Below are 13,952 nucleotides of genomic sequence, written 5' to 3' on the forward strand. Positions count from 1 at the left end.
CAAGGTTCATAAATTAACGGCAATTGGATTTATATCTCTTTATTTTTGAGGATAAGAATTATGGCAGGTGAATCGGTGGGTATCGATACCACTTTAACGGATGGTCTAACTCAGGCTGAAACTTGGCTGACAAACAATTCAGATCTACTGGTTCAGTACGGTGTGAACATTATCTCTGCGCTGCTTATTCTGTTTATCGGTAATCTTATCGTTAAGGCAGTCGCTGGTAGTGTTTCTAAAGTACTAGAAAAGAAAAACATGGATAAGGCCGTCGTTGAATTTATTCACGGTCTTGTTCGTTACTTGCTATTTGTAATCGTGCTGATCGCGGCTCTTGGTCGATTAGGAGTTCAAACCGCTTCTGTTGTTGCTGTGATTGGTGCGGCAGGTCTTGCTGTTGGTCTTGCACTACAAGGTTCACTATCAAACTTTGCAGCAGGCGTACTTATTGTTGCGTTCCGTCCATTCAAATCAGGCGACTACGTAGAAATCGGTGGTGTAGCGGGTAGTGTTGAAGCAATTCAAATCTTCCAAACAGTTCTAAAAACACCAGACAACAAAATGGTTGTTGTGCCTAACTCTTCAGTTATCGGCGGTGCCATTACTAACTACTCTCGCCATGCGACACGACGTGTCGACCTAGTGATTGGTGTTTCATACAAAGCAGACCTTAAACTAACGAAGAAAGTGATTCGTGAGACGCTAGAGAAAGATCCACGTATCTTGAAAGACCCAGATATCACAATTGGTGTACTTACGTTAGCAGACTCTTCAGTTAACTTTGTGGTTCGTCCATGGGTGAAAACTGCAGATTACTGGGGCGTATACTTTGATGCAATGCAAGGTATTAAAGAAGCATTGGATGAAAATGGTATCGAGATTCCATTCCCACAAATGGATGTTCACCTGAACAAAGTCGACGCTTAATCAAAAGCAGTCGATATTCAAAAGCGAGGCCAATAGGCCTCGCTTTTTTATACTTCGTAAAGGGTGTGATGACCAGCAAGTAAGAGGCGTTTTAGATGTTTACCTGCAAATCCAAATGTGAACTCAGGTAAGCCAGGCGTATAGAGCAACTCTTGATGTTGATAGAGATTGGTATCAACAATGATAGTGATGTATTCCGGTAAGCCTATTGGGCAAACCGCGCCGGGTACGCAACCCAACACTTCGACCATTTCATCGTCATTACAAATAGAGGGACGTTTACCTGTAATCGCTTTAATCTGCTTGGCATCGAGGCGCGAGTCCTTATCTGTCAGATAAACCGCGTAACCTTGTCCTTTGAGTGTTAAAAAGAGGCTTTTGGTATGCGTACCCGTCCAACCAAGCTCTCTCGCAATGCGTATATCTGTCTCAAAGTCTAAGATGGCTTCGTGCTGCCATTCCCGAAAAGGAATAGAGAGCGCGTTGAATCGCTCTCTATTGTTGTTATAAATACGTTTTAGTGACTCCATGTCTTTGCTGCCTTACTACCTGGTGATTACCAATACTTATCAATAAGCTCACTCGCTAAGATATACGCTATTGTGAACATCATCATTGCGATTGCAATGTCGATGGTTTTTTTCACTTTTGGTTTAGAGAGTGTTGGACCTAGTTTGGCTGCTCCTATCGATAAAGTGTAGAACCAAACAAAGGAAGCCAGAATCGTACCTAGTGCAAAAGCAATGCGATCATGGCCTTCAAATTGTCCACCGATCGAACCTAGAATAACGACTGTATCTAAATATAAGTGCGGATTAAGCACAGTGACAGCTAGCGCACCTAGAATAACTGTTCGACGACCTCGAGCTACAATCTCCCCTTTTGATTCCGATTCACTCTCTGGCTTAAAAGCACTTTTTAGCGAGAGCAGTCCATAGAAGCTCAAGAAAGCAATACCACCAAGTGTCACCGACGTCAGTAAGATTTCATTTTGAGACAGAATTGCACCACCACCAAAGATACCTAGAGAGATGAAAATCATATCTAGCACGCTACAAATAGTGGCGGTTGTTAGGTGGTGATTACGCTTTATGCCTTGATTCAAAACATACGCATTTTGCGCGCCGATCGGAATGATCATTGATGCTCCTAAACCAAAACCTTGCAATAGAACCCACAAGCTCACACTTCACCTCACTTCAAAATAACAAATACATTTACAGAAAAGGGAAAGATAAAGCGTTTATCTAAATAAGTATAATTAATGATTTTAATCTTACATTAGATAGACTAATTTAACGGGAGGCGTTTGATCAGGAGTGAGAGGAAAGGTATGCGAGGGTTAGATTACAAATGGATTGAGGCATTAGACGCTATAGTTTATCAGGGTAGCTTTGAGCGTGCTGCCGAGCATTTATTTGTTTCTCAATCCGCCATTTCTCAACGTATCAAGCAGTTAGAGAAGTTTCTCGCGCAGCCTGTTTTAATTCGAAGCCAGCCACCTAAGCCAACGCCAATTGGTAAAAAATTGTTGGGTCTTTATCGGCGAGTACGCTTGCTAGAGCATGAAATTCTCCCCGAACTAAAAAATGATACCAGTACGCGACCTGTGCAACTCTCTTTAGCGACTAATGCAGATAGCCTTGCAACATGGCTACTGCCAGCGCTGCAAAATGTTATGAAGCAGCGTCAAGTTGAACTAAAACTGACTATCTATGGTGAATACCGCTCTATTGAAAAACTCAAAAGTGGCGAAGTGACAGGAGCGATCAGCTTGGAGTCCCAGCCAATCCCCGGATGCAGAGCAGACTATTTAGGTCGCATCGATTATGTTTGTGTCGCGAGCCCAGAGTTCTATCAGCGTTATTTTTCTAAAGGCGTAAATAATCAGACATTGGCAAAAGCACCGGCCGTTTCATATGACCAATATGATGATCTACATAAAACATTTCTTACCGAGCACTTTAACGTCAATCCTGACAGCGTTATTCATCACAACATCAGTAGTTCTGAAGCGTTTCTAAAAGTGGCGTTAGCTGGTGTAGCTTATTGCTTGATCCCCCGCTTGCAAATTACCGACGAATTAGACAGAGGTGTGTTGGTTGATGTGACTCCAGGTTTTTTAATGTCCCATCGGATTTATTGGCACCACTGGCAGTTAGAAACTGGGGTACTACAAGAAATCTCACATGCGATAGTGGGGTATGCGCAGCAGCATCTACCTCAATAAGTTCGTCAGAGCTGCATATCGTTAACTTAAGTGTGTTTTGTTTAAAAATTACGCCAATGTTACATAGTCAAAGTTGTGTTAGAAGTCACTATGGGTGCTTGGATAATCGGCGGAAGTTTCTATTATGAAACCACACGCTTTCTCAGCCATGATAGTGATGTTGGAATCTGAGATTAAGTACTTAATTTTGTATGGATGGATTTATTGAATGAAATTGTATTCATTTTTGCTGGCTTCAGCACTCAGCCTTACCAGTGCTTCAGTTTTGGCGAATACGCCAGAGTTTGCTCATGTTACGACAACGGGGTATGGCGAAGTGACGGCCACACCTGATATGGCTACGTTTTCTGTAAAAGTAGTCGATACGACAATGACGGCCGAACAAGCGAAATTGTCCGTAGATAAAACCGTTGAAGAGTTTCTAAAAAGCTTATCGGATGCCGGCTTGTCAAAAGACAATATTACTAGCTCGAATTTATACCTTGCTCCTCAGTACCATTACCCTAAATCAGGAAAAGCAGAACTTGTTGGGTATCGAGCATCTCGCAGTATTGATGTCACGGTGACGGATCTGAAAAACCTTAACCAATACCTAGATATGGCGTTAGAAGCGGGAATTAATCAGGTTGATAATATTCAACTTAAGGTAAGCAACCAAGCCGAGTATCAGCAAAAGGCACGAATGGCTGCGATTAAGGACGCAAGAGAAAAAGCAGGGTCATTAGCGACTGGTTTTGAGAAAAAGTTGGGCGATGTATGGCAGATCAATTACAGACAGATGCACGTTCAGCCTGTGTTAATGCGTTCAATGGCGATGGATAGTAAAGAAGGAGCGAATAGCTACCAAGATTCAACCATGATCATTCGCGATCAAGTCGATGTCATTTATAAGCTAAAGTAAGGCTTAGCAAACAGTAAAAAGCAAAAGGCAGGGAGTTACAACCCCTGCCTTTGTCATTTCTATTTCACAGTTTAATGCAGGATACGAGCACGGATTGTGCCTTCAATGTTTTTGAGCTTTGTTAGAGCTTCTTCTGCTCGTTCAGTTTCAACGTCGATCACTACGTAGCCTATTTCAGCGGCTGTTTGTAGGTACTGCGCGGCAATGTTAATGCCTTCTTCAGCAAAGATGGTGTTGATCTGAGTTAGAATACCAGGACGGTTCTTATGGATATGAAGCAGACGAGAGCACTCACCACTGTGTTCTGGCAATGACACTTCAGGGAAGTTTACGCTTGAAAGTGTCGAGCCGTTATCAGAGTACTTAGCCAGTTTGCCCGCCACTTCTAAGCCGATATTCTCTTGTGCTTCTTGCGTTGAACCACCAACGTGTGGAGTGAGAATGACGTTATCGAATTTTTGTAAAGGAGACTCGAACGGGTCAGCATTTGTTTTTGGTTCAGTTGGGAATACATCAATTGCAGCGCCGGCAAGGTGACCAGCTTCTAAGCTATGGCAAAGTGCAGGAATATCCACAACGGTGCCACGTGCCGCGTTGATAAAGATGGAACCTGGTTTCATTCGAGCAAATTCAGCTTCACCCATCATGTTTTTCGTTTCCGGTGTTTCGGGAACGTGCAAAGAAATCACATCACATTTGTTCAATAGTTCACTCATGGTATGTACTTGCGTCGCATTACCAAGGGACAGTTTGTTCTCAATATCGTAGTAGTAAACGCGCATACCTAAGTTTTCGGCAATAATACCAAGCTGCGTACCAATGTGACCGTATCCGATAATGCCAAGGCACTTACCACGAGCTTCGTAAGAGTTGTCTGCACTTTTCTTCCAAATACCGCGATGTGCAAGTGCATTCTTTTCAGGAATACCACGCACTAGTAAAAGGATTTGCCCAAGTACAAGCTCTGCCACGCTTCGAGTGTTAGAGAATGGTGCATTAAAGACAGGAATACCGCGTTTTGCTGCTGCATCTAGGTTTACTTGGTTAGTACCAATACAAAAACAGCCAATTGCAACCAGCTTGTTCGCCGCATTGATTACCTCTTCGGATAGGTTCGTACGGGAGCGGATACCAATGAAGTGCACGTCTTTTACTGCTTCAATTAGTTCTTCTTCCGGAAGGGAACCTTTATGGTATTCAATGTTGGTATAACCAGCTGCTTGAAGAACTTCAACTGAAGAAGGGTGGAGTCCCTCTAACAAGAGGATCTTAATCTTTTCTTTTTCCAGTGAAACTTTGGCCATTTTTTCTCGTCCTTAAAATGGAAAGGTGGGCTAATGTGGCGCACATTGGGCAAAACTATTAAAAAGGGGATAATTAACAGTTTTGTAGGAAGACAAACGTTTCCCTGTGCGTCTTCTGTTCAATAAAGTAACAAAAAAAAATTGCTTTGGGTAAGAAAATTACGGAATAAGAGATAATTTTATTATAGAAAGGAATAAAAAACGGTGCCTTGCAGCACCGTATGTAATGAAATAACAGAAAAGTGAACCAGATAGGTTCATTTTGGGCTGTTATTTATTCTTCAATTTTTGCACCTTCTGGTGTGCCAGTGATCACTACGTCTGCACCACGATGAGCGAAAAGACCCACAGTCACGACACCAGCGATGCCGTTTATTTTGTCTTCCATTTCTTTCGGGTTGGTAATTTGCATATTGTGCACATCCAGAATCACGTTGCCGTTGTCAGTCACAACGCCTTCACGGTAAGCTGGATCACCACCTAGTTTTACCAATTCACGAGCCACGTAAGAGCGTGCCATTGGGATTACTTCAACAGGCAATGGGAACTGGCCAAGTACGTCAACTGCTTTAGTGCCGTCAACGATACATACGAACTTATCAGAGATTGCTGCGACAATTTTCTCACGAGTCAGAGCCGCGCCGCCGCCTTTGATCATTTCACGTGCTGGGTTGATCTCATCTGCGCCATCAACATACACATCCAGCTTCATTACATCGTTGCACTCGTATACTTCAATACCAAGCTCTTTAAGGCGCTCAGTTGAAGCGACAGAGCTAGACACTGCACCTTTAATATCATCTTTGATAGTGCCTAGTGCATCGATGAAGTGATTCACGGTAGAGCCAGTACCAACACCGACAATGCTGCCTTTCTCAACATATTTTAGTGCTGCCCAACCAGCCGCTTTTTTCATTTCATCTTGAGTCATGCCAATCTCCTGAATAGATGTTCGTTAACGTTTGCGGGCGTGATTATAGCGGCTTACTTGTCACTTTCCCATTGCCATATTTGGCTTGGGGTCACGATCTTAGGTAATGGAATGTCCCAGCTTTCAATTGGTAAGCGTTCTACATGTTGGCAGTCATGAGCGATACCGACAGGTTTAGCACCCTCTCCAGTTACAAACCAACGTGACAGAGTACGATCGTAGTACCCCCCGCCCATGCCTAAGCGGTGTCCGATACTGTCGAACCCAACTAAAGGTGTGCAGATTAAATCAAGCTGGCGAACGGGTTTGAGGTGTCTGATATCGAGCTTGGGCTCTAAGATGCCGTACTTGTTGTAGACGAGCTGTTCATCACTTATATACTGAAGAAACAGTAACTGACCTTTAGAAAAGGGATGGATGACGGGCAGATAAACCGATTTTCCCTGTTGCCATAACCATTTAATGAGCGGTTTAGTATCAAGCTCACCGTCTGCAGAAAGGTAGATGGCAATATGTTGCGCCTGATCGATTTCAGGAAGTTGGGAAAATTGAGTAATCAGGTCGATTCCCGCTTGGTATTGCGTATCACTGCACAGAGCGTTGCGCTTTTCACGAATCAGTTTGCGGAAGTCTTGTCGAGAGAGGTCTGACATAGAGAGAATACCCCAGGGTGCCGTTGAGGATTGTGGCCCTTGAACCAGCTGGTTCAAGGCGGATCAGCAATGACAACCGTAGGCTTCTCGGTGCATGCCGAGCTTGCTCAATAGTTACCAAATACTAACCCTTAGGTATTGCTTATCGGCTCAGGGACTTAAATCCTGCTGACGCACACCCCAGGGTAAATTTTGTATTTACTGCTGTCCTTGCGTAACTTTGCTTAGTGCGTTCTCTAAAGACGCGGTGAGCTTTTCCATTCGCTCAGTAATTTCTTGCTGTTGACCATTGGATTCGTATGACTTGGTGTGCAACTCATAGCAAATATTCAATGCAGCAAAGGTCAGCAGTTGGATTTCATTGGTTACCTTAGTACGTTCGCTCATTTCTTTCAATCGGCGATCCAGATCTTTTGCCGCTGCAACAAGAGACTCTTCTTGTCCTGTCGGACAATTCACTCGTGTAAGTTTGCCTAATATTTCAACGTCGATCGCTTGATTGCTCATGATGAATAAACTCTATATTCGCGCTATCTAAGGTGTTGCTTCATACAACTACCGAGGAGCAAACTATAGGAAAACCGCTATTAAGATTCAAGCATTTCCCATCACAGAAAGAGAAATGATGACGAGATCACACAGGAATTGGGCAAATTGAACAAATGCTGTCCAAAATTGAATTTGATAGCCGTTTCAGACCACTAACCTTGATGGTAGGATATACCAATACATTATTACGTAAGAATGAGCCAAGTTATGAGTGAAATCACCCTTCCTGAATACCAATCTATTGCTGCTGAACTGCAATCGGCAAGCCTAGCAGTGACACCGGCGGAGTTACATGGCTTATTTGTTGGCATGTTAAGTGGTGGATTGGCGATCAATGATCAAACTTGGCAGCCGATTCTTTTTGACTACACCAATGATGGGATGGGGTGGCCCTCGACAGCACTCACTTTTGCTCAGAGCATATTCAACGTTACTGTTAATGAGCTTACTGGCACGTCAATGGAGCTGTCTTTACTATTGCCAGATGAGCCGGGCGAAGAAGGCTTATTCGCATTAGCTGACAGTGTGTCCGACTTTGTAAACCACTTTATTTCTGGGTTAGGTCTAGCAGGCGTTGCGCTTAATAAAGCATCTGATGACGCTAAAGAAGCACTGGCTGACCTAGAAGAGATTGCCAAATTAGGCATCGATGAAGATGACGATCTTGGTGAACAAGCGCAATTGCTAGAGCAAGTGATTGAGCACATCAAAGCTTGCGTACTAACGATTCATGCTGAATTTGGTGTTCGTCCTGAAAGCAGCGACAAAAAACCTACTATTCACTAATCGTAGACCGTCCAGAGGTTAGTATGAAGCAATATGATGTAGTCATTGCTGGTGGTGCCATGGCTGGTGCAACGTTAGCATTGGCGATTGACCATTTGTCTCAGGGAAAGCTCCGCATTGCCGTCGTTGAGCCTTTTAAAGCACAATCAGATATGCACCCTGGTTTTGACTCTCGCTCAATCGCATTGTCTTACGGTACTGTCAATCTGTTGCGTCAACTACAGCTCTGGACGTCAGTAGAACCGTTTGTCACACCCATTGAACATATCCACGTTTCTGACCGTTCTCATGCTGGGATGACGGAGATTACCAAGCAAGAGGTTGGGGTTGAAGCTCTAGGGTATGTTGTAGAATTAGCCGATGTTGGGCGTGTATATCAAGAATTATTAGACAGCAGCGAATCAATTACGCTGTTTTGTCCTGACTCCGTTACCGATATCGAGCGCGAGCAAAACTGTACCCATGTGACGTTGAAAAGTGGTGAGCAACTTGAAGCAAAACTGCTGGTGGCTGCAGATGGTGCTGTTTCGACCTGTTGTCAGAAAATTGGTCTAGAACTTTCTGAGCAAGATTTTGAACAAGTGGCTGTCATTGCCAATATTGTGACTCAAGAACCTCATCAAGGTAGAGCCTTTGAACGTTTTACTGAAAATGGCCCTGTTGCTTTATTGCCAATGAGTGACAATCGAATGTCCTTAGTTTGGTGTTTGCACCCTGAAGAAGCCCAAGCCGTTCTTGAGTTATCTGATCAAGCATTTCTCCAGCATTTACAGAACGATTTTGGTTGGCGTTTAGGCGCGATGAAAAAAGTGGGGCGTCGTGCAAGTTACCCATTGCTTCTTCGCCATCGAAAGCAAAATATTTCACATCGCTTTGCGATTGTTGGAAATGCGGCGCAAACGCTGCACCCGATAGCTGGACAAGGCTTTAATCTCGGTATTCGCGATGTAGTCTCACTAGCAGAAGAAATTGTGCACCAAAGTGAGGATGTGGGTCTTTATCAAGGCCTGATGCGCTTTAGTCAACGTAGAGAAGCAGATCGAAGCGAAACTATTTGGCTAACCAGTGCCTTGGTGCATGTTTTTTCAAATGATTTACCCGCGATGCGAATTGGCCGAAATACTGCCTTAGCAGCGATGGATAACCTTTCTATTTTTAAGCAGCCGCTACTACGCCATACACTTGGCTTGGTAAAACGATGAACGGCCGCACTGAATTAGGTAATAAAAAGCAATGATGCAAAGTGTAGATATCGCCATCATCGGCGGAGGGATGGTTGGGTTGGCACTTGCTGCCGCGTTCAAAGACAGTGATCTGCGTGTCGCCGTTATTGAAGGTAAAGTGCCAGATGATTCGTTGAAAGAATTGCCCGATGTTCGTGTGTCTGCGCTGAGCCGCTCTAGTGAGACGATTTTGCGTAAACTTGGTGCTTGGCAGGGCATAGAACAGCGCCGAGCTTCACCTTACCATGGCATGGAAGTATGGGAACAAGATAGCTTTGCCAGTATTGAATTTAATGCACAAAGTATGGCACAACCTGATTTAGGGCACATTGTTGAGAATCGTGTGATTCAACTTGCGCTGCTTGAACAAGTCCAAAAGCTCGATAACGTCACTATGTTTATGCCTGCACGTTGCGCGACTCTCGCGGTCGGTGAGCAAGAAAGCTGGCTGACGCTCGATAATGGCCAAGCCATGACCGCTAAATTAGTGGTCGGAGCCGATGGGGCGAATTCGTGGCTTCGCCATCAAATGGATATTCCATTAACGCATTGGGACTATGGTCATCATGCTTTGGTCGCGAATGTCAAAACTGCTATGCCACACAACAGCATTGCGCGCCAGATATTTACTCCTCACGGACCGTTGGCATTTTTGCCAATGTCGCAACCAAATATGTGCTCTATTGTTTGGTCCACGGAGCCAAATCGAGCAGAGCAGTTAGTGGCGATGAGTGAACATGATTTCAATAAAGCGTTGACGAGTGAGTTTGATGCTCGACTTGGTCTATGTGAAGTAGTGGGAGAGCGTGCTGCGTTTCCTTTGAAAATGCGCTATGCGCGAGATTTTGTCGTCGAGCGAGTCGCGCTGGTTGGTGATGCGGCCCATACCATTCACCCATTAGCGGGGCAGGGTGTGAATTTGGGTTTATTAGATGCGGCCAGTCTTGCTCAAGAGGTGTTAGCACTTTGGAAGCAGGGACAAGATATCGGTAGTAAACGCAACCTAAGAAGCTACGAGCGTTGGCGAAAAGCGGAAGCGGCAAAGATGATCGCTACTATGCAAGGGTTTCGAGATTTGTTCTCTGGCGAGAACCCTGCTAAGAAGCTTGTTCGTGGCATTGGCTTGAGTTTAGCGGGGCAACTGCCGGGAGCGAAAGATGAGATCATGAAGCGCGCGCTTGGTTTAAAGGGACACTTGCCGGATCTGGCGCGTCAGTAAGTGCAAAGCGAACTTCAAATACACAAAAGGCTGGTTAATCCAGCCTTTGTTTTATCAACATTTTGCTAAGCATATGCGCATCGGAGTTTCATTATTTCTTGATTGATCTCTTTGACCGCTCGGAAATGGCGTTGCTCTGCTTTCTCCGGCAGTATTAACTTACCGTTATCAAACTCGAATCTACCGACCCCGTAAATATAAATTCTTCCTTTAAAAAGACGACTTATATGTTTAGCAATCATACTTGGTGTATAGCGCTTAAACAGTCTCATATTTACTTTCCTTTTATCTAACCTAGCCTAGGTATTCTACGTTCTGGACGCGAAAATTATTGTGACAGCAATAGTATTAAATACAGATGTAGGGTGTTGCGTCAGAGAATTGTGTTGTCTTAGACAATTTGACAGTGTCATCTCTTAAATAGCGTGAGGATTACCCCAAAAATAACCTCTCTAAAGGAACCCTTACCCAATACACTCCTTTTTACGTGACGCATTAAGCAATAGTTTTGTTACAGAATTAAGAATAGAACGAAAACGGTTGTTTGCTAGTTGTTTCTATTAAGGTCGTGCTTCGCGTAACACACTTTACGTTCTAACGATTAGAGGAAATGAAAGAGAAAAAGTTCCACGTAAAAAAAAGCCCGCTTCAGCGGGCGAATAGTCACAGATGCATTACACAAAAGTGGATAACTAACTGCATGAATGCTGTCACTCAGCTAGCTGACTCACTTTATATTGGTTAAGTGCTTGTTTGAAACTTAACCAACAAATTCAGCATATACGAGTTTTATCTTTGTGACTATTTATGTTTTATATGTGATTAAAAATTCTCATGTCTATTTTTGTAGATATGAGCGAGATCACGCAGTGATAGAAACACTACGTGTCATTACATTGTTTTTAGACGATTAACGACAGATCTCAGCTACGGTCGGCTGGCACAATTGGATAAGATCTTGAATAGAAAGCGCCAGCCCAGCCATTCGATCGCCACTGCTGATCGTGACTTCCTGTTCTTCTAGTAAGCTGGGGTCGAACACGATTGGCATATGACGTTTGAGTAACAGAGGAGTGACAGTACCAACTTTGTAACCAGTGATGGACTCAACATCGGCTTGATCAACACAAGTCATCCGGCGACATTTCAGTAACGAGCGCACTTTTTTGGGATCAACGCTACGATCACCTGGTGCACAGGCGAGTGCATATTGATTACCCATGTCTCGTAGCAAGATTGCTTTCACCATTTGAGAAGGGCGAATGCCGCGTTGGTGCGCGACATCCTCAATGGTGGTTGCTGGTCTTTGATGCGGTAACAGACGAAACGGAACGTGTTGGTCTGTGAGAAATTGCATCAAAGGAGTATTGATTGTATTACTCATCATCAAGACTGTAAGGCAGTGATTCGATTGTCCATTCACATTCTGGTTGCGCAACTAAACGAAGACGAGTGTCTTCATCGAGATTATTAGGCAGTACGATCAGGCCAATCGCGTGATTGTCACTGAACTGGTAGTGATTTAATAAAGCACCTACTGAACGCCAGTTTTCACCTACGCTGCGTTCGAGCTCAATTGGTTCGTCACTGAATGGAGCAGAAGTTGCACCTTTTACGATATACATCGCACGTTTATTGGTACCGCGATACTTCGCTCGTGCTACCGTTTCTTGTCCCGTGTAGCAGCCCTTTGTGAAGCTTATGCCTCCTAAAGCTTGCACGTTAAGTGCTTGTGGAATGTGAGCATTCTGCGCGGATGCAGAGACAAATGGTAAACCTGCCTCAATATCGAAACGATTCCAAAGCTCATTTGTCGTAAAGACAGCGTCGGTAGTTTCAACGATTTGCTGTGCTTCTGGCGCACTTAATATCAGTAACCAGCGCTCTTGTGCAACTTGCACGGCTGTGCCACCGTCAACTGGGCGAACGCTGCCAGTTGTCTTGCTCATTGTTGAAATGAATTCGTCGGCTTTGACGCCAGCAACACCTAAGATAACGTCATCAGAAGCTTCAATCGTTACTTTAGAGAAAATGGCGTATTTCTTTATTTCACTAAGTTCTACGTCAATCGCCGATTTTGGTTGGATCATGCCGTAGCCATCATGATGATGGAAAAGCCGGAACACGCTCCACACTTTGCCTTTCGCATCACAATGTGCGCCCAGTGTTGATTGGTCTTGTTCTAAAGAAACAACATCGCAGGTAACCTGACCTTGTAAGTATGATTTTTTATCATCACCGATCATGGTGATCATGCCGAAGTTATCCAGCAGTGAGATAGATAACTCTGGAAGTGCGTCTTGAGTTGAGAGAGGTAATGCTGAAAAACGAGTTTGCCATTCCATAATTACAATGCCTTTTGAAGATATTTTTCCGCTATGTTATACCCAAATAACCTTGAGATACTAGGGGAGCGATTTACGAATCAACATTTGTCTGCTTTCACTATCGTATTGTGACCCGCACACTAGTGACGTAGCACATCCCTTGTTACACTCCGCACTAACAACAAGACATCTATGAAGGAATAGTGAATGTACACTCCGGAAGAAAAAGCGCGTATTAAATGGGCTTGTCGTCGAGGCATGCTTGAGCTTGACGTAGTAATTATGCCGTTTTTTGAAGAGTGCTTTGATACTCTGAGTGAACAAGAGCAGCGTGACTTTGTTTCTTTACTTGAATGCGATGATCCTGATCTGTTTACTTGGGTAATGGGGCATGGCCGTAGCGAAAATTTAGGTCATGCAGCAATGGTTGATAAAATTGTCGCCCATAACCTCAGCAAAGTTCGTTAATTTTACTGCTTCTCCCTCTCTGACTGCCCGAGTCTTCAATGTTGTACTTTTCTTATTGATGACTTGGGCTGTTATCCTCTCTAGCATTCCGCTCGTATTATCGACTTATTTGTTATTACTGATTGTTAAGGCTCTCTCAAGCCAAGGCCTTGTTCAACCTACAAGTCATGGGCATTGGTATGTGCACTGCGATGGCTCGGTTAGGTTTGATGCCCTTGAGTGTGGCGAATGCTCGGAAGATATTGAGTCCGAAAAGGGTCATTTACAGCGAGTCGATACATCGGCATCACCATTCAAGATAACATTCCAATTGCAATCTGGCCGTGTTGTTACGATTTGGCGTGATAGCTGTGACGATGAGCAGTATCGTCAACTATCTTTGGTATTACGCCAATGGGAAATGAAACAGGGAGCTAATGCTCCCTGCTGATGTA

Annotated in this window: 17 protein-coding genes and 1 other RNA gene; 8 read left to right on the forward strand and 10 right to left on the reverse strand. The window is 44.1% G+C overall.

Translation table 11 applies throughout. The annotated features are described in order from the left end of the window. Positions 1-60 precede the first annotated feature (60 nt). Positions 61-927, forward strand: a complete 867-nt coding sequence (gene mscS / locus R7P80_RS25400; RefSeq protein WP_005380995.1) for a small-conductance mechanosensitive channel MscS — start codon at positions 61-63, stop codon at positions 925-927. Positions 928-974: 47 nt separating this feature from the next. On the opposite strand, the gene R7P80_RS25405 is transcribed toward mscS, so the two are convergent. Next, a complete protein-coding gene (locus R7P80_RS25405) occupies positions 975-1,457 on the reverse strand; it encodes a YbaK/EbsC family protein (RefSeq protein ID WP_017633558.1) in 483 nt (160 codons plus the stop codon). 26 nt (positions 1,458-1,483) lie between these two features. Then, a complete protein-coding gene (locus R7P80_RS25410) occupies positions 1,484-2,113 on the reverse strand; it encodes a LysE/ArgO family amino acid transporter (RefSeq protein ID WP_005380992.1) in 630 nt (209 codons plus the stop codon). A 147-nt stretch (positions 2,114-2,260) separates the two neighbouring features. Here R7P80_RS25410 and R7P80_RS25415 point away from each other — a divergent pair, with 147 nt between their 5' ends. Both R7P80_RS25415 and R7P80_RS25420 read left to right on the forward strand, forming a co-directional pair. After that, positions 2,261-3,157 (forward strand): LysR family transcriptional regulator ArgP, encoded by an 897-nt coding sequence (locus tag R7P80_RS25415; RefSeq protein ID WP_005380990.1) that lies wholly within the window; start codon positions 2,261-2,263, stop codon positions 3,155-3,157. A 208-nt stretch (positions 3,158-3,365) separates the two neighbouring features. Next, complete coding sequence (locus R7P80_RS25420; RefSeq protein WP_005384550.1) at positions 3,366-4,058, forward strand: oxidative stress defense protein; 693 nt, start codon at positions 3,366-3,368, stop codon at positions 4,056-4,058. A 71-nt stretch (positions 4,059-4,129) separates the two neighbouring features. Here R7P80_RS25420 and serA read toward each other — a convergent pair whose 3' ends face one another. The 5 genes from serA to R7P80_RS25445 all read right to left on the reverse strand — a co-directional run bounded on the left by serA (position 4,130) and on the right by R7P80_RS25445 (position 7,453). Then, positions 4,130-5,362: a phosphoglycerate dehydrogenase gene (serA, locus tag R7P80_RS25425; protein WP_017821632.1), complete on the reverse strand. Its 1,233-nt coding sequence runs from the start codon at positions 5,360-5,362 to the stop codon at positions 4,130-4,132. Positions 5,363-5,636: 274 nt separating this feature from the next. After that, positions 5,637-6,293 (reverse strand): ribose-5-phosphate isomerase RpiA, encoded by a 657-nt coding sequence (rpiA, locus tag R7P80_RS25430; protein WP_005380982.1) that lies wholly within the window; start codon positions 6,291-6,293, stop codon positions 5,637-5,639. A gap of 53 nt (positions 6,294-6,346) precedes the next feature. After that, complete coding sequence (locus R7P80_RS25435; RefSeq protein WP_225474079.1) at positions 6,347-6,946, reverse strand: 5-formyltetrahydrofolate cyclo-ligase; 600 nt, start codon at positions 6,944-6,946, stop codon at positions 6,347-6,349. A gap of 5 nt (positions 6,947-6,951) precedes the next feature. Then, a non-coding RNA gene (ssrS, locus tag R7P80_RS25440) (6S RNA) lies at positions 6,952-7,136 on the reverse strand. A gap of 8 nt (positions 7,137-7,144) precedes the next feature. Further along, positions 7,145-7,453: a cell division protein ZapA gene (locus R7P80_RS25445; protein WP_005384553.1), complete on the reverse strand. Its 309-nt coding sequence runs from the start codon at positions 7,451-7,453 to the stop codon at positions 7,145-7,147. A 249-nt stretch (positions 7,454-7,702) separates the two neighbouring features. On the opposite strand from R7P80_RS25445, the gene R7P80_RS25450 reads away from it, so the two are divergent. The 3 genes from R7P80_RS25450 to R7P80_RS25460 are packed head-to-tail and all read left to right on the forward strand — an operon-like array spanning position 7,703 to position 10,723. Then, complete coding sequence (locus tag R7P80_RS25450) at positions 7,703-8,281, forward strand: YecA family protein (protein WP_005380976.1); 579 nt, start codon at positions 7,703-7,705, stop codon at positions 8,279-8,281. Between the two features lie 23 nt (positions 8,282-8,304). Further along, positions 8,305-9,483 (forward strand): 2-octaprenyl-6-methoxyphenyl hydroxylase, encoded by a 1,179-nt coding sequence (ubiH, locus tag R7P80_RS25455; protein ID WP_017633555.1) that lies wholly within the window; start codon positions 8,305-8,307, stop codon positions 9,481-9,483. A gap of 31 nt (positions 9,484-9,514) precedes the next feature. Further along, complete coding sequence (locus R7P80_RS25460) at positions 9,515-10,723, forward strand: FAD-dependent 2-octaprenylphenol hydroxylase (RefSeq protein WP_017633554.1); 1,209 nt, start codon at positions 9,515-9,517, stop codon at positions 10,721-10,723. A gap of 65 nt (positions 10,724-10,788) precedes the next feature. Here R7P80_RS25460 and R7P80_RS25465 read toward each other — a convergent pair whose 3' ends face one another. The 3 genes from R7P80_RS25465 to ygfZ form a co-directional block, all read right to left on the reverse strand. Continuing rightward, on the reverse strand, positions 10,789-10,995 hold the full coding sequence (locus R7P80_RS25465; RefSeq protein ID WP_005380970.1) for a DUF1107 domain-containing protein: 207 nt from the start codon (positions 10,993-10,995) through the stop codon (positions 10,789-10,791). Positions 10,996-11,633: 638 nt separating this feature from the next. After that, positions 11,634-12,107 (reverse strand): aminoacyl-tRNA deacylase, encoded by a 474-nt coding sequence (locus tag R7P80_RS25470; RefSeq protein WP_213874890.1) that lies wholly within the window; start codon positions 12,105-12,107, stop codon positions 11,634-11,636. After that, a complete protein-coding gene (ygfZ, locus tag R7P80_RS25475; protein WP_213891983.1) occupies positions 12,100-13,068 on the reverse strand; it encodes a tRNA-modifying protein YgfZ in 969 nt (322 codons plus the stop codon). Before ygfZ ends, R7P80_RS25470 begins: the two co-directional genes overlap by 8 nt. A gap of 189 nt (positions 13,069-13,257) precedes the next feature. Here ygfZ and R7P80_RS25480 point away from each other — a divergent pair, with 189 nt between their 5' ends. Both R7P80_RS25480 and R7P80_RS25485 read left to right on the forward strand, forming a co-directional pair. Continuing rightward, entirely contained in the window at positions 13,258-13,518 is a 261-nt protein-coding gene (locus R7P80_RS25480) for a succinate dehydrogenase assembly factor 2 (protein ID WP_005380951.1), read from the forward strand. Further along, positions 13,487-13,948 (forward strand): protein YgfX, encoded by a 462-nt coding sequence (locus R7P80_RS25485; protein ID WP_230856650.1) that lies wholly within the window; start codon positions 13,487-13,489, stop codon positions 13,946-13,948. Before R7P80_RS25480 ends, R7P80_RS25485 begins: the two co-directional genes overlap by 32 nt. Positions 13,949-13,952: the final 4 nt, after the last annotated feature.

The organism is Vibrio sp. 2092, from assembly GCF_033339635.1.
In the GTDB taxonomy this organism is placed as follows: Bacteria; Pseudomonadota; Gammaproteobacteria; order Enterobacterales; family Vibrionaceae; genus Vibrio; species Vibrio alginolyticus.

Coding starts and splice junctions, on each gene's coding strand:
- R7P80_RS25460 (WP_017633554.1), top strand. CDS start 9,515: ATGATGCAAAGTGTAGATATCGCCATCATCGGCGGAGGGATGGTTGGG.
- R7P80_RS25450 (WP_005380976.1), top strand. CDS start 7,703: ATGAGTGAAATCACCCTTCCTGAATACCAATCTATTGCTGCTGAACTG.
- rpiA (WP_005380982.1), bottom strand. CDS start 6,293: ATGACTCAAGATGAAATGAAAAAAGCGGCTGGTTGGGCAGCACTAAAA.
- R7P80_RS25435 (WP_225474079.1), bottom strand. CDS start 6,946: ATGTCAGACCTCTCTCGACAAGACTTCCGCAAACTGATTCGTGAAAAG.
- serA (WP_017821632.1), bottom strand. CDS start 5,362: ATGGCCAAAGTTTCACTGGAAAAAGAAAAGATTAAGATCCTCTTGTTA.
- R7P80_RS25465 (WP_005380970.1), bottom strand. CDS start 10,995: ATGAGACTGTTTAAGCGCTATACACCAAGTATGATTGCTAAACATATA.
- R7P80_RS25480 (WP_005380951.1), top strand. CDS start 13,258: ATGTACACTCCGGAAGAAAAAGCGCGTATTAAATGGGCTTGTCGTCGA.
- ygfZ (WP_213891983.1), bottom strand. CDS start 13,068: ATGGAATGGCAAACTCGTTTTTCAGCATTACCTCTCTCAACTCAAGAC.
- mscS (WP_005380995.1), top strand. CDS start 61: ATGGCAGGTGAATCGGTGGGTATCGATACCACTTTAACGGATGGTCTA.
- R7P80_RS25405 (WP_017633558.1), bottom strand. CDS start 1,457: ATGGAGTCACTAAAACGTATTTATAACAACAATAGAGAGCGATTCAAC.
- R7P80_RS25445 (WP_005384553.1), bottom strand. CDS start 7,453: ATGAGCAATCAAGCGATCGACGTTGAAATATTAGGCAAACTTACACGA.
- R7P80_RS25470 (WP_213874890.1), bottom strand. CDS start 12,107: ATGAGTAATACAATCAATACTCCTTTGATGCAATTTCTCACAGACCAA.
- R7P80_RS25415 (WP_005380990.1), top strand. CDS start 2,261: ATGCGAGGGTTAGATTACAAATGGATTGAGGCATTAGACGCTATAGTT.
- R7P80_RS25420 (WP_005384550.1), top strand. CDS start 3,366: ATGAAATTGTATTCATTTTTGCTGGCTTCAGCACTCAGCCTTACCAGT.
- ubiH (WP_017633555.1), top strand. CDS start 8,305: ATGAAGCAATATGATGTAGTCATTGCTGGTGGTGCCATGGCTGGTGCA.